The organism is Sphingobacterium phlebotomi, from assembly GCF_008180195.1.
In the GTDB taxonomy this organism is placed as follows: domain Bacteria; phylum Bacteroidota; class Bacteroidia; order Sphingobacteriales; family Sphingobacteriaceae; genus Sphingobacterium; species Sphingobacterium phlebotomi.
The window spans coordinates 90,572-115,921 of the sequence record NZ_VTAV01000001.1; the positions used below are offsets into that span (position 1 = coordinate 90,572).

Here is a 25,350-nt window from a genome sequence, read left to right on the forward strand (position 1 = left end):
GACGATGAAGAAAATATATCATATCCTGCGTTTATGTTTGGTATTACCCGTAATATTTAGCGCTTGTAAGGATGATTTTGGAAATATAGATTATCCCGATGGTCCTTTGGTATTGTCTGTAAGTGAGTCTGATGTCACCTTAGAGATTACGGCCCCAGAAAGTGATGCGGTTACGTTTCAATGGACGCCGGGTTCTAATTTTGGTTCAAACGCGGCTATTAAGTATACTTTTGAGCTGGCGTTGAAAGGCACAGATTTCGAAGAATCCGTCCATAGTTCGTACAACCAAGGAAATACGGAACATATCTATCGGACAGCAGCACTCAATACGTTATTGATGAACGAGTTTGGCGTAGCGCCTGGTGATGTGGTGGAACTCGAAGCGCGTGTTACGGCTGAGGTGCAGGCTGATAATATCGAGCCGCAGATATCCGAAGTGGTATCGATTACCATACAGACCTATAAACCCGTCAGTTCGACCTTATTCTTGATCGGTAGTGCTACGCCAAATGGTTGGAGTGTGGATAACCCGGCCCAGATGAATGCTGTGCAGGGGACACCTGGAGCATTCGTATGGCAAGGATCGCTAATGCCGGGCGAGTTTAAGTTTATTACGACCGAAGGAAACTTTGTACCATCCTATAGCAGAGGAACGGACAATAGTTCACTTTATTTCCGGGAATCGGAAGAAGATCCTTATGACGAACCCTTCCACATTACGGAAGCAGGTGTTTACCAGTTGAAGGTCAATCTTATTTCCCTAGCCATCGAAATTGTACCGACAGAGGATGCGCCTTATAGTGAGTTATGGCTTGTCGGCGGGTTTACGGACTGGTCTTTCCAGCCAATGGTGAGAGATGTGAATGATCCATTTGTATTTCATTACAATGCACTACTAAGTTCTAATGAACCGGCAGACGAATTTAAGATTGCTACGCTCCCTGACTTTGACCCGAGCGTGGTGTTCTTAAGGCCGGAGACCGATGGTCAGGGAGCCGGGACAGATCTACCGGTTGTCAGCTGGTCGGAAAGTGAAAACGGAGATGACTATAAATGGAGGGTTCCGAACGGTACGTATAAAATCAAACTGGATTTACGCGAAAACAAAATGGATATTGTGCCTTTCGCACCTTATGCAAATATATACCTCGTAGGAGATGCCGCACCAAATGGATGGGATGTAGGAAATGCTACCGCAATGGTCAAAGGAGATACCCCCTATCTTTTTACTTGGACAGGAACGTTACAGGCAGGTGAATTAAAGTTTAGCTGTGATAAACAGACCGACTGGAATGGCGCTTGGTTTGTCGCACCCACAGATGGACTAGAACCAACTGGAGAGACAGAACAAATGCTGTTCAGCTATCCGGGCTCCAATCCGGATAATAAGTGGATGATCGTAACAGGAGGGACATACACCATCACACTAGATCAATTGAAACACACTGTAATTATTGAAAAACAATGAGAAAGAAGCTAATGAAAAAAGTATCATGGTCTTTGTTGGTTTGTGCTGCACTCTTATCGGGAAGCTGTAAAGATTATTACGACGTAGATTCCGATCCAATCACTTTTGGTGAAACATATTTTAAACCTGTGCTGAACACGGATATGGCGGTGTATAAACCTGGTGATCAGGTGAGATTCTCTTTGGATAGCGACGTCAATCCACAGGAGCTGACCGTATGTTATACCCATTTGGGAGAAGTGTTGAAAGAGGAGAAGCTAACAGGCTCTTCATGGACCTGGTCGCCTCCATCAGATGATTTTAAGGGTTATCTGGTGTATGTATACAAGCAGGACGATCCACAGAAAAAGGCGTTATATAGTATAGCGGTTGATGTATCGTCGGAATGGACAAAATTCCCGAGGTATGGCTTCGTTTCTAGCTACGAACGGCTGTCCACGGACGCTATCCAACGGAATATCGAAAACCTCAGTCGTTTCCATATCAACGGTGTGCAGTTTTACGATTGGAAATACGACCACCAGAAACCACTAGCCGGAACACCGGAGAACCCGGCGGAAAGCTGGCCGGATTTGATAGGACGCATCAATTACAAGTCTACGGTAGACGGCTATATTCATGCCGCACAAGATAAGGGTATGAAGGCCATGTTTTATAACCTTTTGTTTGGAGCATTATCGAATGCCGCAAGTGATGGTGTTCGGGAAGAGTGGTATCTTTTCAAGGACGCTGACCGGCAGGAAAAAGATCTACATCCACTTGATCCCCCGTTTCGCAGCAGTATATACTTGACTAATCCCGCAAATGTGGAATGGCAGGAATATCTCAATAGGCGTCATCAAGAGGTATATGATGTGTTTGACTTTGATGGTTTTCATATTGACCAACTTGGTGGCCGTGGTACGGTTTACGATTACAATGGCAATGAGGTCGATCTGGCACAAGCCTACAAACCGTTTATTGAATCGACCATTGCTGTATTTCCGGATAAATACCATGTGATGAATTCGGTGACGCAATACGGACAGGAGAGTCCGATTGGAACATCGGAAGTAGACTTTTTGTATACCGAGATTTGGGATCCGTTCAATTCCTTTGATCAACTGGTTGGGATTATCCATGATAATTACCGTTACAGTGGTTATAAGAAAAACAGTGTGTTAGCAGCCTATATGAATTATGGGCGTTCGAATCAACCCGGATTTGTGAATGAGCCGGGCATTGTATTGACGAATGCTGTCATTTTTGCCAATGGGGGAGCACATCTCGAAATAGGGGAACATTATCTAACCAATGAGTATTTCCCCAATAATAATCTGCAATTACGAGGAAGGACTAAGGATAAGCTCATCACCTACTACGATTTTATGGTCGGCTATCAGAATCTGCTTCGAGATGGGGGAGATGTCTTTGAGTCCGCTGTCCAAGCGCAGCGTGAAGATGTTCAGATTTCCAATGGAAATGCCGTACAGGGGCGCGTGAGTACCTACGGTCGTCGGTTTAGCAACCGGGATGTGATTCACTTTGTCAATTTTAACAACGCCAGTACGATGGAATGGCGGGACAACAACGGTACGCAGCGTGAACCGAACACCTTAACTGATGCTACTTTCAAGGTTCCGGTTGCCGGGTCAGTTCAAAAAGTATGGACGGCATCACCGGATGTGGATGCCGGTGCACCTCAGGAATTGCCCGTGGAACAACAAGGAAACGAAATTACGGTAACATTACCCCGTCTCCAATATTGGGATATGCTGGTTATAGAATATTAAGATGATGATGAAAAAGATATTGAAATGTTTACTCCTATTGCTATTCGGGCTTTGGATGTCTCCAAGCCTGTTTGCACAAGAATTAATAAAACCGAAAGATTGCTCTAGTTACACAGTAGAAGGGAATGTCGTCACTTTTCATTGTGATGCCGGCGCAAAATTGCAATTAAAGTTCAACAGCAGCTCGGTCGTGCGGATCTGGTTTGATCCCAGTGGTGAGCTGAAGAGAAGCAATCCCTCCTTTGCCGTTGTGAATGAAGCGTTGGAGGATGTGGGAAAAATCACGGTGAACGATGAGCCGTCGAGCTTTGAGATTTACACTTCCAAACTACGGGTGAGGTTGCACAAAAAGGATATGCAATTGCTTATCTATGACAAATGGCAAAAACTGATTTTCAGTGATTACCAAGACCGCGGGCATGAGAGCGATGGTACGCGAGTTGTCGCCCATAAAGTCCTACGTAGTGATGAGCAGTTTTACGGTTTGGGCGAAAAGACAGGGCCGTTGAACAGACGTGGACGTTCTTATAAGATGTGGAATAGCGACAGGCCTTGCTATAGTACCCAGGAAGATCCGCTCTATAAGAGTATCCCGTTTTTCATGAGTAGCTATAACTACGGTGTTTTTTTGGATAATACCTACAAAACCGAGTTTAAATTCGGAACGGAGTCAGACGAGTTCTACTCCTTTGAAGCACCGGGCGGAGCCTTTATTTACTATTTTATCTACGGTAAGGATTATAAAGATATACAAAGCCAGTATATTGCCCTAACAGGCAAGCCTATTATGCCGCCGAAGTGGGCATTTGGGTTTGCACAGAGCCGGGGAATGTATACAAAAGAAGATCAGGCTTTGGAAATAGCTGCGGAATTTAGAAAACGGCAGATACCTATCGATATTATATACCAGGATATAGGCTGGACGCAATGGTTACAAGACTTTAACTGGCGGGAAGGGAATTATAAAAACCCGAAAGCTATGTTGACGGAATTGCAAGGCAATGGGTTCAAGATGATTCTGTCGCAGGATCCTGTCATATCGCAGGCGAACAAGAAACAATGGCAAGAAGCGAACGATAAAGGGTTTTTGGTTAAAGATAGCCGTACCGGCAAAGCGTATGATATGCCTTGGCCTTGGGGCGGTAACTGTGGTATCGTGGACTTTACGATTCCAGAAGTAGCAGACTGGTGGGGCGAGCTGCAGCAAAAACCGCTGACTGACGGTGCGCACGGCTTTTGGACGGATATGGGCGAACCGGCATGGAGCAACGAAGAAGATACCGATCGTCTGTATATGCAGCATCATATCGGGATGCATGACGAGATTCATAATGTATATGGATTTACATGGGATAAAGTGGTGAAAGAACAGTTTGAAAAGCGCAACCCGAATAAGCGTGTGTTTCAGATGACCAGAGCTGCTTATGCCGGCTTGCAACGGTACACGTTTGGTTGGTCGGGCGATAGCGGAAATGGAGCGGATGTGTTGCAGGGATGGGGGCAATTTGCCAACCAGGTGGCAGTGGGTATTTCCGCCGGGCTTGGTGGGATTCCTTTCTGGACCACCGATATAACGGGCTATTGTGGCGATATAACCGATTATCCCGCCATGGCCGAGCTCTATACGCGTTGGATGCAGTTCGGTATCTTTAATCCACTGAGCCGAGCACACCACGAAGGCGACAATGCAGTAGAACCGTGGCTTTTTGGTGAGGTAGCGGAGAAAAATGCCAAGACAGCAATCGAACTTAAATATCAACTCTTCCCCTATCTATACACTTACGGACGACAGGCGTATGATACGGGGCTTCCTATTCTACGCGGACTATTCATGGAATATCCGGATGACGACCAGGCGGTTAAAGTGGAGGATCAATTTATATTCGGACAAGAATTGTTGGTCGCACCTGTACTGAAAAAAGGTGAACGGGTAAAACGGCTTTATTTGCCGGAAGGTGAATGGATTGACTTTAATGATAAGAAAACGACTTATTTCGGAGGAGAAACGATTGCTTATCGGGCACCGTTACACGTCATCCCGATGTTTGTGAAAAAGGGCTCGATTGTTCCGATGATGCCGGTTATGCAATATATCCATGAAAAAGCTGATTATCCGCTTCAAGCACATATATTCCCGAACTATGAAGGGGAAGATGCTTCCTTTACCTTATATGAAGATGATGGCGAGAGCTTGGACTATCAAAAAGATGTGTTTTCACAAACAGGGTTTACCTGCACCACAACCGATACAGGATATAGCATGGAGATAACGCCGCAAGATCAAGGTTATTCTCCGGCAGCGGGACGTAATATCGTATTGTATTTCCATATTGAAAATGCACCACAGGAAGTAAAAGTTGATGGTCAGTCTGCTGCTAATAAACGAAGCTTGTTTGAAGATGTAGCGTTAGCGAACAATAGCCAGGAGATAGCCTGGTCATGGAATGAGGAGACGGGCGAATGTATGGTTCGTTTTCCGGATAATAGAAAGAAAGTAATGATAAGTATAAATGGAAAATAATATGAATAAATGGTTTTGGATAATCGGGTGTTGTTGTGTGAGTTTATGGAGCCAGGCGCAAAAACTGCAGTCGCCGTCGGGAGCATTATCGCTTACGTTCTCTATAGAGGAGGGGGGAGTGCCGACGTATGCGCTGCAATATAAAGGGCAAGCGGTCGTGAAGCCTAGCCGCCTGGGATTCAGCTTGACGGGGAATACGCGAAAATCCGAATTTGGCGAACAAACAGATGGGGGAGAAGAGGTTGAGAGCAGTTCGCTAGCAACCGGATTCAAACTGGTGGGTCAAGAGGAGTCATCTTTTGATGAAACCTGGCAGCCTGTTTGGGGTGAGACCAAAGATATCCGTAACTATTACAACGAATTGGCGGTGACATTGGAACAGGAAGAAACAAAAAGAAAAATGCTTGTTCGCTTTCGTTTATACGATGACGGTATAGGCTTTCGTTACGAATTTCCGGAACAACCAGATTTGACCTATTTGGTAATTAAAGAGGAAGAAACGGAATTTGCGATGACGGGCGACCATATAGCATTTTGGATTCCGGGAGATTACGACACGCAGGAGTACGACTATACGACGTCGCGATTATCTGAAATTCGGGGATTAATGCAAGAAGCTATAACACCTAATGCTTCACAGACACCTTTTTCTCCAACCGGTGTGCAAACATCGTTGATGATGAAAACAGACGACGGTCTGTATGTCAATATCCACGAAGCGGCATTGGTGAATTTCGCCTGTATGCACCTGAACTTGGACGATGAGAATTTCGTCTTTAAATCCTGGTTAACGCCGGATGCCAACGGAACGAAAGGTAATCTGCAAACACCGGCTCATAGCCCCTGGAGAACCATTATCGTTAGTGATGACGCGCGGAACATTTTGGCGTCCAACCTGACGCTGAATCTGAACGAGCCATCTAAGATTGATGATACCTCGTGGATTAAACCGACAAAATACGTAGGTGTATGGTGGGAAATGATTACCGGAAAAAGCGAATGGTCGTATACGTATGATTTGCCGAGTGTACATATCGGAAAAACAGATTATTCAACCGTAAAACCGCACGGTAAACACGGCGCGACGACGGCAAACGTTAAGCGGTATATCGATTTTGCGGCAACACATGGTTTTGATGCCGTGTTGGTAGAGGGGTGGAATATCGGATGGGAAGATTGGTTTGGAAATGCAAAAGACTACGTATTTGATTTTGTAACCCCATATCCGGACTTCGATTTAGACGAAATACGCGCGTATGCGAAAAGTAAAGATGTAAAGGTGATGATGCACCATGAAACATCCGGTTCGGTGCGCAATTACGAACGACATTTAGATCAAGCCTACCAGTTTATGCATGACAATGACTATGATGCGGTAAAAAGTGGTTATGTAGGCAATATTATTCCGAGAGGCGAATATCATTATAGCCAATGGATTAACAACCATTATCAATATGCATTAGAGAAAGCTGCGAAATATAAAATTATGGTTAATGCACATGAAGCGGTGCGTCCAACAGGATTGAGCCGCACCTGGCCGAATCTTATTGGAAATGAATCTGCTCGTGGAACAGAATACCAGGCATTTGGAGGCAATAAACCAAATCATGTCACGGTTCTTCCTTTTACCAGGTTAGTGGGCGGCCCTATGGATTATACACCGGGTATTTTTGAAATGGATATTAAAAAAATCAATCCGAACAATCAATCCCACGTGAATGCCACATTGGCCAATCAGCTAGCACTATATGTAACGATGTATAGTCCTTTACAAATGGCTGCGGATTTGCCGGAGAACTATGAGCGGTTTATGGACGCGTTCCAGTTTATTAAAGATGTCGCATTGGACTGGGATAATAGTATATACTTAGAAGCGGAACCCGGAGAATACGTGACCGTAGCACGTAAGGCAAAAGGAACGAGCACCTGGTTTGTGGGGAGTGTTGCGGGAGAAAAAGGTCATACTTCTAAGCTTGATTTCGGGTTTCTGGATCCGGGAAAAAAATACTTGGCGACGATATATGCGGATGCAAAGGATGCAAATTATAAGGATAATCCGCAGGCATATACCATTTCTAAGAAAACAATAACGAGCAAATCCACATTAAAATTGAAAAGCGTACCTGGTGGCGGATACGCTATTCATATTGAGGAAGTGGAGAGGTAAAACCAGGGCGCGCATTCATTGCGCCCTTAAAGAAGCTCTCGTAGCTTCGTGTTCAGCTCTTCGCCGCGCAGATTACGTGCTACGACGATTCCCTTTGGGTCGACGAGGATATTCTGTGGAATCGCGCGCACCCCGTATAGCGTTCCTGCCGCATTCTGCCACGATTGCAGATCAGAGATATGCTTCCAGGTTAACTTTTCTTTTTCAATAGCAGCAACCCAATCATCAAGTTTACGATCAAAAGAAACGCCTAGGATCTCAAAATTCTTATCCTTAAATTCAGCATACGTCTTAACCAAGTTGGGGTTTTCTCTACGGCAATCCGGACACCAAGAAGCCCAAAACTCAATTAATACATACTTGCCTCGAAGATCCGAAAGGGAGAAAGGTTCGCCTTCAGGAGTAAGCTGGGTGATGCCTGGAGCTTTTTTGCCTACTGATGAATTTTCCAGACGTTTAAGGTAATAATCAAATTGCTTGCCTTGTGCCGACCGACGTACAGTCTTATCTAGGCCTTTAAATAATTCCCGTAGCTCTTTATAATCAGGATCGTATCCACCGACCCGCTGTATTGTTTTTAGCGTCTCCTCACTGGAGGGATTTGCCTTTACCTCCGCTATGAGCTCCTCTTTTGTTTGAGCAAAAAGCAAGATGGGAAGAACCAGCAGCCATGTTAAAATTAAATTTCTCATCATCATTTGTTAAATATACAATTCAAAGATAAAAATCTATTATTTTAGTAGGGTAATTAAATCATCAAAATGACAGAATCCTTTCAATCGGTGAAATTTTCTTCTAAACTTCCAAAAACAGAGGTTAGTATATTCTCCCGTATGTCTACTTTAGCGCAACAACATCAGGCCATTAATTTATCACAAGGGTTCCCGAATTATCCGGTATCCGAACGTCTGATCTCTCTCGTGGAACAGTATATGCGGAAAGGATTTAATCAATACGCACCCATGCCTGGCATTCTCGTGCTACGGGAAACTATCGCCGAGAAAATAGCTTCGCTCTATGCTGTTGATGTAGATGCCAACGATGAAATCACGATCACATCGGGAGGTACACAAGCTTTGTTTACTGCCATAGGGACGGTCATCAAACCAGGAGATGAGACCATTATATTTGAACCAGCTTATGACTCTTATAAACCAACTGTAGAGCTTTTCGGAGGAAATGTTGTTCCGATTAGGCTAAAGGCTCCTGATTTTTCCATCGATTGGGCTGAGGTAAAATCACGGATTTCGGAAAGGACGAGGCTTATCATCTTAAATAACCCAACAAACCCTTCGGCTAAAATCTGGAAAAAGCAGGATTTTGAGATGTTGGAAAAGCTGGTGAAAGATACCTCCATCATCATTTTAAGCGATGAAGTATATGAACATATGGTATATGATGGCTTACAACATTGCTCCGTGTTGCAATTTCCACGTCTCAGAGAAAGAAGCTTCGTCGTAGCTTCCTTTGGCAAGCTCTTGCATACTACTGGTTGGAAATTGGGCTATGCGGTAGCGCCTAAATATTTTACAGAAGAGTTTCGGAAGATACATCAATTTAATGTATTCAGTTCAAATACACCTGTACAGTTTGCCGTTGCCGATTATATTAAAGACAAAAGTACGTATTTGGAATTGAACGCCTTTTTTCAGAAAAAACGGGATTTAATGTTAACCGGATTGAAAGCGAGCCGTTTTAAGGGGATTCCCTGTGAAGGAACATATTTTCTATTGATAGATTATGCGCAGATCAGTGACGCTGCCGAGTTAGCTTATGCGATACAGCTGATTCGCCAGTTTAAAGTGGCTACCGTTCCGGTTTCGGCATTTTACTCCACTTTTTTCGATCAGAATTTGTTGCGTATTTGTTTTGCTAAGGATGATGACACATTGGATCAGTCCTTAGCGATATTAACGAAGTTGTAAACAAACTCCTGCGCTGCGATATGCTTTTTTATAAGAAGCCTCTCACCGGTTAACGTCATGTATTTCTGTGTTAATCCCAGATTTGGCTACAATAAAAATATAAGTATATTTGCTCTGCATAGAATCAATCTAAATAAAATGGAGAATAGTTGTGCATTGACGCTTACACAATACGCTTTTCAGCATCAATATATTAAAGGGAGTGCGCTGTTTTCTTATCAAACAGAAGAGACGTGTTATATTAACATCCTTTCCCATGATTGTTCACAAACTGTCCATTACACATTGTCCCATACATCTTGCATTTTACCAGAAGGACACAATGTTATTCACTATCTCGATGCGCATGATACTATTGAAATACGAAGCGAGGCTGAATGTAATCATCTAGTGATCGTATTGATTACACCGGAAAACCTCTACTTTTTTCATGAGAAATATCAACAAGATTCTGGAAGATTTTCAAAAGGTTTTGTGACGAAGAGTGATACGCGTTTTCGCCTTTTATTCGAACAGCTCAATTCGTTGTCAGAAACGGATTTGCTTTACAGGATGCGTTCAGAGTTGATTATCTTGGAAATTATATTTCATCAAATAGAATCACTGGCGGTAGAAAGCAAAAATACACAGCAGGTAATTGTGATGAAAGACCACTATGAAAAAATCTTACTAGTCAAAGAGATTATTGAAGAAGACTTGTCGAAGAATCACAGTATTCCAGAGCTGGCCAAACAGGTAGGTACGAATGTGCAATATCTAAAAAAATATTTCAAGCAATATTTTGGCAAAACGGTGATGAGTTATATTACTGATAAAAAGATGGAATATGCTAAAAAGCTTATTCTCACGGGTAACCACCGGGTATCAGATGTCGCTCGAATGACGGGATATAAGCATGCTACCCATTTCACTACCGCTTTTAAAAAACATTTTGGCTTTATTCCTAACTCATTAAAATATAGCTTTCTGCTTCAACAGGGAGCGGAGATCCTGATGGAGTTGGAACATGTTTTTGGTTGCTTGTAAATCGCGATTCGTGACTTGTTCTAACAACTAATCACGAATCACGAATTTATAAGTTAATCAAATTTCCATCTTACAAAGGCTTCGATAGCTTCGTAATCTGCCAATCCTAGTTTATGGTATAGCTCTGCCGTTTCACTTGTACGATCTTCCGCACGTACCCAGAATTCACGTGGGTCATCGCCTGGAAATACAGGTACATCTTTCTGCGATTGGTGCTTGAAGATAGCAAGACGCTTGCGTTTCACTTCCTGTGGAGAAAGTGGAACCGCCATTTCAATTTCGTGGATTGGATATTCGTGCCAAGCTCCTCGATATAGCCATAACCAGCAGTCTTTTGTCCACTCATCTGTTTTTGACAGGCGTCTTAAAGCTTCGAAAAGAATATCAAAACAAACCTTGTGCGTTCCATGCGGATCTGCAAAATCACCGGCAGCAAATACCTGATGTGGTTTTACTTTTTGGAGCAATGCCATGGTTTGTTGGATATCGTCTTCATAAGAAACATCCTTAGAAAACTTACCGCGATCATAGAAAGGTAAATCTTGGAAATGAATGTTACCGTCTGGAAGCCCAACAAAACGTGCTCCCGCGATTGCTTCTCCTTTTCGGATTAGCGCCTTAATTGTACGAATGATTTCGGGGTCGACCTGATTTGGTTGCTTTGTTTTGAAAAACTCTTTCGCCTCGTTGTAGATTTTGGCCGTAACGCCGTTGTCGTCATCAACAGCGACTGCAAAATCTTGAACAAACTCAAGGTATCGCAAGACATCATCGTCCCAAACGGCCGTATTGCCTGAAGTTTGATAAGCGACATGCACATTGTGCCCTTGATCCGCTAAACGGATGAATGTTCCGCCCATAGAAATGACATCGTCATCGGGGTGAGGAGAGAACAGGATAACATTTTTGCGTCCTGGTTCCGCTCTTTCTGGTCGGTTAGTATCGTCTACACCAGGTTTTCCTCCAGGCCAACCGGTGATGGTATGCTGCAATTCATTGAATATTTTGATGTTGATGCTGTATGCCGGGCCTTTCTCTGTCACCAATTGCGCCATACCATTGTTGTTGTAGTCATCATCGGTTAGCTTCAAAATGGCTTTACCCAATTTCAATGATAACCATACAACCGCTTTTTTTATCAATGTATCCGTCCATGTTACCTCATGTGCTAGCCAAGGTAAGTCAAACCGGGTCAATTGTGAGGCCGCGTCCGTATCCAATATAAATTCTACTGAACTGGAAAGCTGAAGATATGTTGCCGGAATGTCAGATGATATTTCACCCTCTACGGCTTTTTTTACGATTTCCGCTTTTTTCTCATTCCAAGCCATGAGTACAATCTCTTTCGCTTTAAAGATTGTTCCCACCCCCATCGTTAGCGCCTTGGTTGGCACGTTTTCTTTACCTCCGAAATCACGCGAAGCGTCGCGGCGAGTTAGATCGTCCAATACAACCAAACGAGTACCGGAGTTTGGTGCTGAACCTGGTTCATTAAATCCGATATGCCCTGTCCGACCTATACCAAGAAGCTGAATATCGATGCCTCCTAAATTGGAGATCTTTTGCTCATATGCTTCACAATAGGCATGTATAGCATCTTCTGGCAGTGTGCCATCGGGGATATTGATATTCTCTTTAGGAACATCAATATGATCGAACAAATTTTTGTTCATAAAGGTCACATAACTTTGGGGAGCATCAGGTTTCATAGGGTAATACTCGTCCAAATTGAATGTGATAACATTTTTAAAGCTTAGCCCCTCTTCTTTGTGAAGACGGACCAGTTCTTTATACACTTTAACAGGCGTAGCACCCGTAGCTAGACCTAGTACTGCTGTCTCGCCTTTTGCCTGCTTTTCTTTGATGATGTTAGCTATACGATTAGCAACATCCACAGAAGCCTCATCTTGATTAGCATATACCTTGACCGGTACACGCTCAAAACGAGTTTCCTCCAATAAGTTTAATCTTGCCATTGAATAAGGAATAATTTATAATGTTCACAACCTGAATAACAAATTTAAAAATAAAACCGGTCTAAATAGAAAAAAATAGGCAAAATCATGCAGAAAAAAGCATAAATGGGACTGCAATCGGTTGTCTGATTACGTGCCTTATCTAAAAAGGTATAATATAAATTTCCATTTTCCGAATTTGAACATTTATTTTCCGATTACGTTATTTACTTATTTAGAATTATTCTATATTTGCACCGCATTATTATTTAGACCAGTTCTAAAATGAAGTTAGGAGAATCCATATCATATACATTATTCTGTTTATTAACCTTATTGTCGATAACTGCATTCGGACAACAAAGTATAGTAAAGGGAAAAATCCATTTAGAGTCGGGAGAGCCAGTCAGCCATGTCTCTGTACGGCTAAAAGGAACGAACATCAGTAGCATGTCTGATAAAGATGGTTTATATTCATTGAACAATGTGCCTTATGGAAATCATGAAATTCAAGTAACTTCTGTCGAGATTCAATCTAAAACTGTTCGATTAAAAGTGAATAACCCAGCACAGGATTTCTCTATTTCTGTATTGGCAACAGGTGATATCACGTTGGAAGGTGTGGAGGTAGAGCGCAAAACTGTAAAAAGAGATATGGAGACGAGTGGTTTTGCGGTTGCGGTTATCGAAACTAAAGAAGCTTCTCTTAGAAACCTAACCACTAACGAATTATTGGATCGCGCTGTTGGGATACGGGTGCGGCAGAACGGTGGAATCGGTTCGCAAATAGAGTACAATTTGAATGGTATTTCGGGCAGTGCTGTCGGAATATTTCTGGATGGAACACCGATATCGACCTTTGGATCTTCTTTTAACCTAAACAATATTCCGCCGGCGATGATTGAACGAATAGAAGTCTACAAAGGTGTATTGCCTTCGCATTTGACGGGAGACTATGTAGGAGGAGCGATCAATGTCATCATGAAAAAAGATGCCTCGGCTAATAATGTTACAGCGGCAGTGTCCTATGGTTCATTCAATACTTTTCAGACGGATATTGGAGCTTTGTATAGAGATCAAAAATCGGGTTTTACAACAAGAATTTCCGGTTTTTATACCTACACAGATAATAGTTATGAGATGTGGGGAAAGTTTGCGATGATCACAGATGCTGAATTAAAATTGAAAAGATATCAAAGGTTCAAGCGATTTAACAATACGTATAAATCTGTTGGAGGACGCTTTGAGTTTGGTTTTACAGATGTGAAATGGGCTGATCAGTTTTTCTTAGGGTATAATATATCAGATACCTACCAAGACATTCCCCATGGAACAACTATGGCACAGCCTTATGTCGGAAGATTCAATGAATATCAGGCCCATGTGTTTAGTTTAAATTATAATAAAGCAAATCTATTTATTGAAGGATTGGCGCTTAATGTGAACGCTGTCTATAGCAACAGAAGTACCTATCTCCAGGATACAGCAAGAACGATGTACAATTGGGATGGACAACCGGCTTCCTTCGTTAGAAACGGTGTGCTTACTCCGTGGGTTAAAAGACCCGGTCAGGGACAACAAGGCGATGCGGTTATTACTAACATAGACCGAAAGATTATAAATGCGCGTACGAATCTATCCTATACAATTGCGCAAGGACATCGTATATCCTTAAATCATAATTTGAATTCTACACGCCGGGAAGATGAGGATTTGCTCAACCCCGGTGCGGTGTTAAATTCAGGGAATGATCGCAATACTTCGACTAATATATTTGGATTTAACTATGAAGCGCAGACGCTAGGTAACAAGTTGAGGACAAATCTCCTGGCTAAATATACGATTAACCAAAATCATTATAATAATGCAGGACAAGTAACCACACTGACCAATAGCAATCCCGGATATGGTATTACCGTTTCCTATAATGTGATCCCCAAATTATTTGTGATAGCTTCTAACGAGAATTCTTTTATCTCTCCAAGAGACGAGCAAATTTTTGGAAGCCCCGAAACGAATATCGTAGAAAATTTGGATTTGAAACCTGAGCGAAATGTCAATTATAATTTAGGTTTTAGATACACAGCTTTAGAAGGGAAAAAAAATAGGCTTTCGCTTTATGCCAGTGCTTTTTGGAGAAATGGTTACGATAAAATAGCCGTGCAGGCTGTCGATTCGGTGATTGCAGGGCGTGAAAGTGATGCCAACATAGAAACATCAAGGTATATTAATCTTGGAAGGACCCAATCCAGAGGATTTGAAGCAGAGGCTATTTATGTGTATAATAATAAACTGAATGTGCTGGTTAACCTTTCCAGGTTTAACACCTTAATGAAAGTAGAGTTTGATGAAAATGGTCAACCTCATCGTTTTTATAATCGGCAATTACCTAATGAACCCTTCTTTATGTTAAACGCAAGTTTGCAATATCGAATGGACAATCTCATTCAGAGAAAATCAACTTTCAATGTTTTTTATAACGCTGGCTACGTGGCGCCTTTTCAAACAGTTTGGATTGATTCGGACAAGTGGTTTACTACCCCAACTCAATTTTATCATGATTTAGGGGGAAGCTATCGTACGCCGAATGGTCGGATAGTGGTCAGCTTGGATTTGAAAAATATAACGAATGCGGAAGTGTATGACAATTTTGGTGTCCAAAAGCCGGGACGCGGTGTATATCTAAAATTGAATTATATGCTTAGCCATTTCAATAAATAAATAATTAATAATAATTTTTAATATACAGACATAATGAAAAAGAGATTACTAAAGTCCCTATTGTTCGGTTCTACTATTGTACTAGGTACAATGGTATCCTGTGATAAGAATGATGGCCCAGGTGATAATACAGATGGTGCTTCCGGTCCGGATAATAGTCCGAGACAATATGTCACGTTGACAGCTGCGTTTCCAGATGACGAGGGTACGGCGGGCAATGGAGGAACATTAGCATATGCTTTGACACTAGAAGAAGCAAGTGATGACTCAAAAGAAATTGATATATGGACAGATGGATATAGTTTACGTTCTCAAAGAACTGCACGTGTCCAGGGTTCCATTAATGGTAACTTCTTGTATAATATACAATATACAGGTCCTAATGGAGGTATCTTTAATAAATATCGAGTATCAGGAGGCAAAAATTTTGAAGATACAAACGAAGAGTTAAATGTTTCGGGTATCCTAGGTGCAGCACCTCGTTGGGTCAAAGCTGCTGAAGGAGTTGGAGTAGGCGTAAATATTTCGGGAGCATCTGCTCCTATCGATCCGGAGAAAGCAGAAGCAGGTACACAAACGTATGAGTATACAAGAGGGACAGCAAGTATAGCCATTATAGACTTGGATGATCCGCGGGTACCCAACACCACTGAATTTGAGTTTCCTCTGACCCAAGCTGAAAAAGAAGCTGGTTATTCTGTAGGACGTCTTGATGTTCCGATAATACGTGGGAATAAAATCTTTATCGGATGTGCTGTTAGCAAGGTAGATCCTACAAATCTTGTGAGAACAGTAAATTCAGAGACACAGGCGGTGACCTGGAGTTGGGGTAATGATGCAGGGAATATAAAAGGTACCGCTACCTTAGTAATTGATTATCCTTCGTTAGCCAATCCGAAATTAATTTGGTCTACACAAAGTAATTATGGCAATAATAGCTATCGTACCATGACGCAGTATATAGGCGATGATGGTCATATCTATCAATCAACAGGCGTTAATACAACAAGTCATCCCCACATTTTACGTATTGACAAAAACACAAATGATTATGACAATACCTATTTATTTGATTTGTCTCAAGCTTTGGGAACAAGTAATCTTACCGGTATCAGAGCGTGGAGATACATTAAAGACGGTATTGGTATTGTTTTGTATACCGAAACAGGTGTTGCCGGTGGCTATGTTGCCCTTGTAGATTTGAATGCTAAAACAGCGACAAAATTGGCTACAGAAAACCAAACGGATGTAGGTTTCTCCGGTCTTTCCGCGGCTCAGAATGGTGGTAAGGCTTTGCAAGGATCGCTTACTCAATTCCAGAATATTGGTCTCGCAGGAGATTACGTATACGTTCCGTTGACACCTAATGGCAAAGATGGAAATCTCTATATTGTCAATTGGAAAAATAAAACAATTGCCAAAGGAATTAAATTAAAAGGTCAAACGGGTAGTTTCTACTTAGGAGCTTATTAAGCAACTTGATAACAATTCTTTACAAAAATGATCAGGTAAGGTGGCCTCCCACCTTACCTGATTTTCACGTTAAATAGAACCTTCACTCATATATAATTATATACAAATGAAAAAAATATTTCTAGCATCACTTTTACTGACATCCGTATATGCTACGGCACAGCAACGTGAAACCAATACCTTGATGGATGCTGATTTTTGGAAATCAAAGCCGACCATAGAACAAGTAAAAGCAGAAATCGCGAAAGGTCATAGCCCGTCGCAGCCCAATGCTGCTTCTTGGGATCCAACAGCAAGAGCCATCCTTAATGGTGCGCCTTTGGAAACCATCAAGTTTATGGTGGAACAAGAAGGTAATGGTGTCGAAAAAAAGACGCACCATAGTGCTTCCTACTTACATTGGGCAGCAGGAAGAGGAAATGCGGATTTGGTTACCTATCTCATTGAAAAAGGATCGGATATACATCTAAAAGATAGCCATGGACGTGCTGTTATCGAGAATGCTGCCGTGAGCGCAACCGATGACTTTTCTGTTTTGGAAGCACTGTTCAAAGCGGGCGTAGATCCGAAGCAGAAATTTGAAGATGGTGCATCATTGTTATTACTCGGTGTTTCCACAGATAACGATCTTTCTAAATCAGATTATTTTGTATCTAAAGGTCTGTCATACAATGATACCGATGAATATGGAAGTACAGCTACTGATTATGCCGCAAAGCTGGGTAATAGGGCGTTGATGCAAAAATTAATCGCTAAAGGAATACAGCCTACAAATCGGGCTCTTTTCTTTGCAACACAGGGTTCCAGGATGTCTCAAAATGGCATCGAAACATACCAGTATTTAGTGGAAGAACTGAAATTAGATCCGAAAGCCATTAATCCGAAGGATGGTGCCACGATCTTGCACACATTGGTACGCCGACCAAATGCCGAAGTTATCGACTATTTCCTGATAAAAGGAGTGGATGTAAATAAAAAAGATCACGAAGGTAATACGGTACTGATCAATGCGGCCGGAGGTAGAGATGCGGCCTTAGTAACAACATTCATTACTAAAACGGCGGACATCAATGCCGTGAATGTAAAGGGTGAATCTGCATTGACGAAAGCAGTTGCCATGGGTTCAGCAGAAACCGTAGCTTTATTATTGAAAAACGGAGCAGATATCAAGGTTACGGATAAGGATGGCCATAATCTGGCTTATCATTGGTTTAATTCATTCAGAGAAGGCAGACCTGGCGGACCTATGGGGGGAGCTCAAGGTCAACCACAGACAGATGATTTTGCCGAAAAGTTGACTATCTTGAAAAGTAATGGTCTTGATGTAACGGCTCCCCAAGGAAACGGAAGTTCGTTATTCCATTTAGCTGTTACGAAAGAAAACGATGCCCTTATCAAAAAAGCAGCTGAACTGGGTGCGGATATCAATGCACAAGATAACGAAGGCACTACGGCTTTGCATAAAGCGGCATTAATTGCGAAGGATGACCAAATCCTAAAAGAGCTGGTTGCTTTGGGTGCAAAAAAAGACTTGAAAACAGAATTTGACGAGACGGCTTATGATCTGGCGCAAGAAAATGACTTCTTGAAAAGTAATAACATTGCCATTGATTTCTTAAAATAGAACACTATAAGAAAAATTATCCGAATGAAAGTATACATAAAGTTTATCGTAGCAATCTGTAGTTTATTTCTATTAACCAATTCGTCTTTTGCCCAAACAAGCAAATATAAATGTATGCTCCAGATGGTTAGTTACCAAGGGGAAAAAGCCTATGTCATTATCTCCTTGATCAATCCAAAGGGCGAATATGAAAAAACACTTTCCGTACTTGGACCAGACAAGCAATGGTTCAATACGCTAAAGGAATGGTATAAATTTCAAGCGAAGACCAAAGAGAAAATTAGTGCGGTAACCGGAGCCTCGGTGGGTGGTGGTGACCGTGCTGTTCGTACCATCGAAATAGATGATTCCAAATTGAATAAAGGGTATAAATTACGCTTTGAGTCGGCGGTAGAAGAGCAAAAATACCACGTAAAAGATGTAGAGCTTGCCGTAACACCTCAAGGATTGGTAGAACGTACGGAAGGTATGGGATATATCCGTTTTGTGAAACTAAGCAAAGTTCAGTAGACTAAGAAAATGACCTTATCCATTTGGAGATATGCCCATTTGGCTTTAGCCATCGTTTCTTCGTTGTTTTTGCTGATACTTTCGGTGACGGGCGTGATTTTGGCGATCGGGGCAGTCGGCGAAAAGACACAAGGGTATAAAGTCCAAGATTTTGATAAAATAAACCTTGCACAGAGCATTCCGGCACTGTGGGAGGTTTATTCCGAAATAACGGAACTGACGGTAGATCATAATCAATTTACGACTATCGACGCTTTTGATGAAGAAGGTAATTCCATGAAGGCCTATGTCGATCCAAGAACCGGAGCCGTCCTGGGAGAAATAAAACTACAAAGTGACTTTATACAATGGAATATTGCGCTACATCGTTCCCTTTTTTTAAAAGAACCAGGGCGTATTATCGTTGGTGTTGTTTCTTTTCTACTCCTTTTAATTACTATTTCGGGGATTGTATTGATTGCCAAACGCCAGCAGGGGCTACGAAATTTCTTTGCTAAAATCAATAAAGATTTCTTTTCGCAGTACTTTCATGTCGTTAGTGGACGAGTTTTTCTTATTCCCGTGCTGATGCTTGCCCTTACGGGTACGCATCTTTTTATGGTTAGAGTCGGCTTGGCAGGAGGTGAAAACCGAACAATCGACCATGTGTCTGCGGAAGATATGGAGCAGAAAGCTTTGGCCGATTTTCCCGTCTTTCAACAGACATTACTCGCTGATGTGGAGAAGATAGAATTTCCGTTTATGCCCGACGATCCGGACGAATTTTATGTATTGAAACTAAAAGATCGGGAACTGTATGTCCATCAGATTACAGGAGAAATCGTAGAAGAAACCCGCTACCCCTATAGCTTGCTGTTGGAGAAACTGAGTTTCGATTTGCATACTGGGCGGACAAATGCTATTTGGGCAGTTATTTTGGGTTTTGCATCGTTAAATATCCTGTTTTTCATTTATACTGGTTTCGCGATTACTTTTCGGAGAAAAGGAACAAAAGTCAAAAATAAGTTCCATGCATCTACAGCAGAACAGGTAATTTTGGTCGGAACAGAAAATGGTAGTACATTGGCCTTTGCCAACAAAATCCATCAGCAATTGCTGGTGCTTGGGCATAAATCTTTCCTGACGGAAATGAATCGCTTCACATCTTTTCCCAAGGCAACGCATCTGCTGGTTTTCAGCTCCACCTATGGTTTGGGTACAGCGCCAGCGAATGCTACACTCTTTGATAGGTTGCTCGCCAAGTATCCGCAAGATCAGCCGGTGCAATATGCCGTGATCGGATTTGGATCAAAGGCTTATCCCGACTTCTGTGCTTACGCCAAACAGGTTGATGAACTATTGGCGAAACAAAGCTGGGCGACGCGGCAGCTGGATCTACATACCGTAAACGACCGCTCAGCAGAAGAATTTGTTGCCTGGGTGAAGGCTTGGAACGGAAAGTCATCCGGCGAATTGGGAGTCACTTCCGCCTTGTACGAAACAAAAATAACCGGATTGAAGAAGTTCAATGTTTTGGAAAAAACGAAAGTTACGGCGGATAATTCTACTTTTAAAATGGTGCTTCAGCCGCAAGGCAGACAAACGTTCCAATCGGGTGATTTATTGGCTATTTATCCTACAAATGACGGACGAGAACGACTATATTCCATTGGCAAAAAAGGTAGAAATATCCAGCTGATGGTTAAGTTGTACCCCAATGGATTGGGATCTGAATTTCTGTATGATTTAGCCAAAGGCGACAGCATTTCAGGTCGGATTGTGGTCAATAAAAGATTTCATTTCCCTGCGAAAGCTCCAGCGGTCGCTATGATTGCGAATGGAACAGGCATCGCGCCTTTTCTCGGTATGATCGAGGAAAACAAAAACAAGATACCCGTCCGGCTATATGCGGGTTTCCGGTACAACAATGTACTTTCTAAACAATACCGTCAATTTGCGGATGAGGCCATAACAGTCGGAAAGCTAACAGATTTCCAAATGGCTTTTTCACGGGAACAAGACCGACGATATGTAATGGATTTGATTCGAAAAGATGCACCATTCTTTTCCGAATTATTGGAAAAGAATGGTGTCATTATGATCTGTGGTTCATTGGCAATGCAAATGGACGTGGAGGATGTGCTTTCCCAAATATGTCTAACCAAAGACTTGCGTAATTACAATGATCAGATTTTAACGGATTGTTATTGACGGTTACGATTTAGATATTTTGATTTCTTATGCGGTCTCTTTTCACCATTTCTTTTATTCTCCTTAGCCTGACTTACGGCTTTTCCCAGCAGATATTTAAGAGCCAAACTACACAGATGGGTTCGGTTTTTGAGTTTGTTTTGGTGGAAAATGACTCGATCCAGGCACAGCAATACTTTCAGTTAGTAAAAGATGAAATAGAACGCATCGAAAACTTGATCTCCGAATGGAGACCGCATACGCAAATTTCACAGATAAACCAAAATGCTGGTATTCGACCTGTACAAGTTGATCGTGAAGTTTTTGAGCTGACCCACCGTGCTATTCATTATTCCCAACTCACAGACGGTGCATTTGACATCAGCATAGCTGCGCTGGATAAAATTTGGCTTTTTGACGGAAGCATGGAACAGTTGCCCGCAGATGATGTTATCCGTAGTTCTGTGCAACATGTGGGTTACCAACACATCATTTTGGATAACGTAAACTCAACTATTTTTCTGAAAAAGAAAGGAATGAAAATTGGCTTTGGCTCTATCGGAAAAGGTTATGCGGCGGACAAAGGCAAGGAATTGCTACAATCTTTGGGTGTCGTAGGTGGTATAGTCAATGCTTCCGGCGATCTCGCCGTCTGGGGAACGCAACCCGACAGAAAGCCATGGAAAATAGGCATACGTAATCCTTTCAAAGGTTACAAAATGATAAAGGTCTTGAAGTTGAGAGATGGTGCTGTGACGACATCTGGAAGCAATGAAAAGTTTGCAGAAATAGGTGACAAACGCTATTCACATATTATAAACCCGAAAACAGGTTGGCCATCGACTGGGTTAACAAGTGTTACCGTGTCGGGTTCATCAGCGGAATTTGCCAATTTTTTAAGCACATCCATTATGGTTTTAGGTAAAAGAAAAGGCAAAAAACTACTTAAAGAATTTCCCGATTACAAAGCCATCATCGTGAAGGATCGGTAATACGCCGAAGTTATTTCTTTGCTTTTTTATTATTATCTTCGTGCAGACTATGAAAAAGTAGTATTAACCGTAAATATACATGTTGGGAAATAGGTGGTATAGACATTTTTTATTTCGTCTATTGTTATTTATTGTCGTTATAGCCATCGCGATGCAGTTTTTCTTTGGCCATCCTACAACGGCAGAGAGTCAACGGGCCACCTTTGTAGAGGAGTTCAATAAAATACAAACGGTTTTTCAAGAGGGCGATTTCGATGGGTTAGGGGAGGAGATACAGCAGAAGGAGAACCCTCTTGCCTCCATTGCCTACCAAATTAATCTGGCAAAATTTTATGCGAACGAACAATCCGCCAGAAATCAAAAAAGCGATCAGCTTTTTAACCAGGCGATAGAAGCTTCGAAGACATTGCAAGATTCTGGACTATTGGTTTTTGCGCTTGCTCAGCGCGGACATTATTATTATCGGATGCGAAAGATTTCGCTGGCAATGCCAGATATGGTAGAAGTCGTTTTCCTTTTGGAGCGGTATCCCAACATACAGCCACCTTTCGAACAAAAAGTATATAAACAAGTTGGTTTTTTTCTGGGGACGATAGGTGATTTTGAAAAGGCGAATAAATTTTTACATCGCTCTTTGGCATTAACCGAGCCTACAGATACCCATGAACGCGCCGCTTTGTTGGATAATATCGGGTTCTATGCCCTACAATCAAAAGATACTTCGGGGGCATCACATTATTTTGATCAAGCCCAATCATTGGCAAAACAAAGCAGAGATACTATTCGACAGGCAAAAATATGGGGCAACCGAGCGCTTATAGCTTGGAGCAAAGGGGAAAGAAAACAAGCCTTGGAATTTCTGAGAAAAGATATAGCGATATCTGATGACAAAGGCGATAGCCTGAATACACTTTATGCCACAAATATATTGAGTACATTTCTCCTAGAGGAAGGAGAGGTTACAGAAGCGAAATACTATTTGAGGCGTATCCAGCCGTTCGCTGAAAAGCATAGAAACTTGATTGTACATAGACATACGCTTCACCAGCTCTTTTTGAAGATCGCGTTGGCCGAAAGTAATGAAGAGGTAGAATTCAATCAACGGAGATTACTTTATAGTATGCAGGACAGCTTGAACCTTTTTGATGGCGAAAATGTAACCAAACAAACCCGTTGGCAAGCTGAAAGGGAAATGATCGCAGAGCGCCTGGCACAATCCAATCACGAATATGCATTGGAGAAGAAAAAGAATAGTGTTTTGATGGGATTGGCAGTTAGCGTCGTGTTGCTCTTGGGGGGCGTCTACGGAACAACTTATCGGAAAGCTCGGAAAGAGAAACGAGCGTTTCAACAGCAGATGAGGCAGATTGAAATAGATGCAAACCAACAGGCGAAGCAACTCCAAATGAATCAAACGTCGTCCATCGCGTATGCAACAGATAATGATTCCGTACAGCGAGCAGGACGAGATAAGTTACAGCAACTATTGTCCTCCAGCCTAATTACCGATGAAAGTTGGAGAACATTCAAACGCACCTTCTCCAATATTTACCCAGATTCTTACCACGAGTTAATGTCCAAATTTCCGGAATTGTCAGAAAGCAACCTGAGGATAGCTCTCTTGCAAAAATTAGATTTGAGCAACAACGAAATCAGTGACTTATTAGGGGTGACACCAGGAGCTATTAAAAAATCTAAACAGCGATTGCACAAAAAAATGGGAGAAGAACGATACGTTCTTTTCCAAGATGAAATGAATAAGCCGCTTTTATAGACGGCTATTATACTACTTTTTGGTACCTGCAATAGCACCTACAATCATGTCAATGATTGCAACGACGATAGCAAACAGCGTAGCTGTCCAAAAACCATCTACATCAAATTTGCTTCCCATAAGCTTGTCACTTAATAATATCATTAAAACGGTAATGATAAAAGAAACTAATCCAAACGTAAGCCAGTTTAACGGAAATGTGAATAACCTTAAAATACCACCTACAACGGCATTTACTAATCCGATAACCAAACCGGTTACAATTGCCCAGCCAAAGCCGGCTACCTGTGCTCCCGGAACAATATAAGCAGCGATAGCGACCACTGCACCGGTAATTAATAAGCTGATAATAAACCTCATAATAAGTCGTGTGCTAATGTAATTTATGCTGTAAACTAATCAAAAAAAGTGCCAAATCCATATCAAGTTTAGAGTGAGGATAGCGCTTTTGGAACATTTCTATAAAAATATTAATATTGTAAGTAGAGAAGAATAGTATCAAGATAGCAAATGAGCAAAAAACTGAAGGTATGTGACCATTCCTGTTTTATGTGTCGCTATGTCATAGCAGATTGGTGGCAGAATATCGATATGAGACGACAAATAATAAAGGTGAAAAAAGGACAACGATTTATCGATGAAGGAGCCGGAGCAGAGGGAGTTTATTTTGTGCAGGAAGGTTTGGTGAAAGTGCATAAACGTTGGGATGATAAAGAAAACATTGTACGTTTTGCCAAGAAAGGGGATATTGTAGGTCATCGCGGTATGTCACCGAAAAAATCTATTTTCCCGATTTCAGCTACCTGTTTGGAAAATACGGTACTATGTTTTGTCCCGATCGATTTTTTCCAGTCTCTCTTGAAAACCAATCCGATATTGACCTACGAGCTGTTGATGTTTTATGCAGATGAACTTCAAATCTCTGAACAAAAAGTAACCAATCAGGTGCAGTTGTCTGTGAAAGGTAGGGTCGCATGGAGCTTATTTCAATTGGAAGAAAAGATGGGGGTCGATCAGGACGGATACATCGGACTGATTTTGTCCAAAACAGACTTGGCATCCTATGTAGGTTCAACCTACGAAAGTGTGTACCGTATGATGACCGAATTAGTGGAGGAGGATATTATTGAGTCGGTTAATAAGCGCATCAAAATAAAAGATCGAACAATGCTTCTGCACTATAGTAAATCCTGATATTGCACGTAATTAGAAATAGGCTGAAAGGCGTGCTTCCAAGCCTAAATCTCCCTCAT

The 25,350-nt window shown here is 41.9% G+C and carries 17 protein-coding genes; 14 read left to right on the plus strand and 3 right to left on the minus strand.

What is annotated here, in order from left to right; genetic code table 11:
* Positions 1-4 precede the first annotated feature (4 nt).
* Genes FXV77_RS00365 through FXV77_RS00380 form a run of 4 tightly spaced genes read left to right on the plus strand, consistent with a single transcriptional unit; the run spans position 5 to position 7,928 of the window.
* Entirely contained in the window at positions 5-1,468 is a 1,464-nt protein-coding gene (locus FXV77_RS00365; RefSeq protein ID WP_148917247.1) for a SusF/SusE family outer membrane protein, read from the plus strand.
* Positions 1,465-3,240 (plus strand): endo-dextranase, encoded by a 1,776-nt coding sequence (locus FXV77_RS00370; protein ID WP_222867671.1) that lies wholly within the window; start codon positions 1,465-1,467, stop codon positions 3,238-3,240. The genes FXV77_RS00365 and FXV77_RS00370 overlap by 4 nt, the downstream gene beginning before the upstream one ends.
* A gap of 1 nt (position 3,241) precedes the next feature.
* The gene (locus tag FXV77_RS00375) at positions 3,242-5,761 is read left to right on the plus strand and encodes a glycoside hydrolase family 31 protein (RefSeq protein WP_187443956.1); all 2,520 of its coding nucleotides are present in this window, start codon (positions 3,242-3,244) and stop codon (positions 5,759-5,761) included.
* Position 5,762: 1 nt separating this feature from the next.
* Complete coding sequence (locus FXV77_RS00380) at positions 5,763-7,928, plus strand: glycoside hydrolase family 97 protein (RefSeq protein WP_222867672.1); 2,166 nt, start codon at positions 5,763-5,765, stop codon at positions 7,926-7,928.
* Positions 7,929-7,954: 26 nt separating this feature from the next.
* On the opposite strand, the gene FXV77_RS00385 is transcribed toward FXV77_RS00380, so the two are convergent.
* On the minus strand, positions 7,955-8,626 hold the full coding sequence (locus tag FXV77_RS00385) for a peroxiredoxin family protein (RefSeq protein WP_246162122.1): 672 nt from the start codon (positions 8,624-8,626) through the stop codon (positions 7,955-7,957).
* Positions 8,627-8,689: 63 nt separating this feature from the next.
* Between FXV77_RS00385 and FXV77_RS00390 the strand changes: the two genes are divergently transcribed.
* Both FXV77_RS00390 and FXV77_RS00395 read left to right on the plus strand, forming a co-directional pair.
* A complete protein-coding gene (locus tag FXV77_RS00390; RefSeq protein ID WP_148917249.1) occupies positions 8,690-9,853 on the plus strand; it encodes a methionine aminotransferase in 1,164 nt (387 codons plus the stop codon).
* Between the two features lie 138 nt (positions 9,854-9,991).
* The gene (locus FXV77_RS00395; RefSeq protein WP_187443957.1) at positions 9,992-10,879 is read left to right on the plus strand and encodes a helix-turn-helix transcriptional regulator; all 888 of its coding nucleotides are present in this window, start codon (positions 9,992-9,994) and stop codon (positions 10,877-10,879) included.
* Between the two features lie 53 nt (positions 10,880-10,932).
* Here FXV77_RS00395 and nagB read toward each other — a convergent pair whose 3' ends face one another.
* The gene (gene nagB / locus FXV77_RS00400) at positions 10,933-12,855 is read right to left on the minus strand and encodes a glucosamine-6-phosphate deaminase (protein ID WP_148917251.1); all 1,923 of its coding nucleotides are present in this window, start codon (positions 12,853-12,855) and stop codon (positions 10,933-10,935) included.
* Between the two features lie 264 nt (positions 12,856-13,119).
* On the opposite strand from nagB, the gene FXV77_RS00405 reads away from it, so the two are divergent.
* From FXV77_RS00405 to FXV77_RS00435, 7 genes are all read left to right on the plus strand, one after another.
* A complete protein-coding gene (locus FXV77_RS00405) occupies positions 13,120-15,555 on the plus strand; it encodes a TonB-dependent receptor (RefSeq protein WP_148917252.1) in 2,436 nt (811 codons plus the stop codon).
* Positions 15,556-15,588: 33 nt separating this feature from the next.
* Positions 15,589-17,028 carry a hypothetical protein gene (locus FXV77_RS00410; protein WP_148917253.1) on the plus strand — a complete coding sequence of 480 codons (1,440 nt, stop codon included), beginning with the start codon at positions 15,589-15,591 and terminating at the stop codon, positions 17,026-17,028.
* 106 nt (positions 17,029-17,134) lie between these two features.
* A complete protein-coding gene (locus FXV77_RS00415; RefSeq protein WP_148917254.1) occupies positions 17,135-18,652 on the plus strand; it encodes an ankyrin repeat domain-containing protein in 1,518 nt (505 codons plus the stop codon).
* A 24-nt stretch (positions 18,653-18,676) separates the two neighbouring features.
* Complete coding sequence (locus tag FXV77_RS00420; RefSeq protein ID WP_148917255.1) at positions 18,677-19,162, plus strand: DUF2271 domain-containing protein; 486 nt, start codon at positions 18,677-18,679, stop codon at positions 19,160-19,162.
* A 9-nt stretch (positions 19,163-19,171) separates the two neighbouring features.
* The gene (locus FXV77_RS00425) at positions 19,172-21,352 is read left to right on the plus strand and encodes a PepSY domain-containing protein (RefSeq protein ID WP_148917256.1); all 2,181 of its coding nucleotides are present in this window, start codon (positions 19,172-19,174) and stop codon (positions 21,350-21,352) included.
* 116 nt (positions 21,353-21,468) lie between these two features.
* Positions 21,469-22,323: an FAD:protein FMN transferase gene (locus FXV77_RS00430; RefSeq protein WP_246162123.1), complete on the plus strand. Its 855-nt coding sequence runs from the start codon at positions 21,469-21,471 to the stop codon at positions 22,321-22,323.
* A gap of 79 nt (positions 22,324-22,402) precedes the next feature.
* Positions 22,403-24,097 (plus strand): tetratricopeptide repeat protein, encoded by a 1,695-nt coding sequence (locus tag FXV77_RS00435; RefSeq protein WP_148917258.1) that lies wholly within the window; start codon positions 22,403-22,405, stop codon positions 24,095-24,097.
* Between the two features lie 12 nt (positions 24,098-24,109).
* Here FXV77_RS00435 and FXV77_RS00440 read toward each other — a convergent pair whose 3' ends face one another.
* On the minus strand, positions 24,110-24,457 hold the full coding sequence (locus FXV77_RS00440; RefSeq protein ID WP_148917259.1) for a phage holin family protein: 348 nt from the start codon (positions 24,455-24,457) through the stop codon (positions 24,110-24,112).
* A gap of 150 nt (positions 24,458-24,607) precedes the next feature.
* Between FXV77_RS00440 and FXV77_RS00445 the strand changes: the two genes are divergently transcribed.
* Entirely contained in the window at positions 24,608-25,291 is a 684-nt protein-coding gene (locus tag FXV77_RS00445; protein WP_148917260.1) for a Crp/Fnr family transcriptional regulator, read from the plus strand.
* Positions 25,292-25,350: the final 59 nt, after the last annotated feature.

Bases quoted from the DNA above. Each gene is read 5' to 3' on its own strand.
- FXV77_RS00365 (WP_148917247.1), top strand. From the start codon at position 5: ATGAAGAAAATATATCATATCCTGCGTTTATGTTTGGTATTACCCGTA.
- FXV77_RS00370 (WP_222867671.1), top strand. From the start codon at position 1,465: ATGAGAAAGAAGCTAATGAAAAAAGTATCATGGTCTTTGTTGGTTTGT.
- FXV77_RS00375 (WP_187443956.1), top strand. From the start codon at position 3,242: ATGATGATGAAAAAGATATTGAAATGTTTACTCCTATTGCTATTCGGG.
- FXV77_RS00380 (WP_222867672.1), top strand. From the start codon at position 5,763: ATGAATAAATGGTTTTGGATAATCGGGTGTTGTTGTGTGAGTTTATGG.
- FXV77_RS00385 (WP_246162122.1), bottom strand. From the start codon at position 8,626: ATGATGATGAGAAATTTAATTTTAACATGGCTGCTGGTTCTTCCCATC.
- FXV77_RS00390 (WP_148917249.1), top strand. From the start codon at position 8,690: ATGACAGAATCCTTTCAATCGGTGAAATTTTCTTCTAAACTTCCAAAA.
- FXV77_RS00395 (WP_187443957.1), top strand. From the start codon at position 9,992: ATGGAGAATAGTTGTGCATTGACGCTTACACAATACGCTTTTCAGCAT.
- nagB (WP_148917251.1), bottom strand. From the start codon at position 12,855: ATGGCAAGATTAAACTTATTGGAGGAAACTCGTTTTGAGCGTGTACCG.
- FXV77_RS00405 (WP_148917252.1), top strand. From the start codon at position 13,120: ATGAAGTTAGGAGAATCCATATCATATACATTATTCTGTTTATTAACC.
- FXV77_RS00410 (WP_148917253.1), top strand. From the start codon at position 15,589: ATGAAAAAGAGATTACTAAAGTCCCTATTGTTCGGTTCTACTATTGTA.
- FXV77_RS00415 (WP_148917254.1), top strand. From the start codon at position 17,135: ATGAAAAAAATATTTCTAGCATCACTTTTACTGACATCCGTATATGCT.
- FXV77_RS00420 (WP_148917255.1), top strand. From the start codon at position 18,677: ATGAAAGTATACATAAAGTTTATCGTAGCAATCTGTAGTTTATTTCTA.
- FXV77_RS00425 (WP_148917256.1), top strand. From the start codon at position 19,172: ATGACCTTATCCATTTGGAGATATGCCCATTTGGCTTTAGCCATCGTT.
- FXV77_RS00430 (WP_246162123.1), top strand. From the start codon at position 21,469: ATGGGTTCGGTTTTTGAGTTTGTTTTGGTGGAAAATGACTCGATCCAG.
- FXV77_RS00435 (WP_148917258.1), top strand. From the start codon at position 22,403: ATGTTGGGAAATAGGTGGTATAGACATTTTTTATTTCGTCTATTGTTA.
- FXV77_RS00440 (WP_148917259.1), bottom strand. From the start codon at position 24,457: ATGAGGTTTATTATCAGCTTATTAATTACCGGTGCAGTGGTCGCTATC.
- FXV77_RS00445 (WP_148917260.1), top strand. From the start codon at position 24,608: ATGAGCAAAAAACTGAAGGTATGTGACCATTCCTGTTTTATGTGTCGC.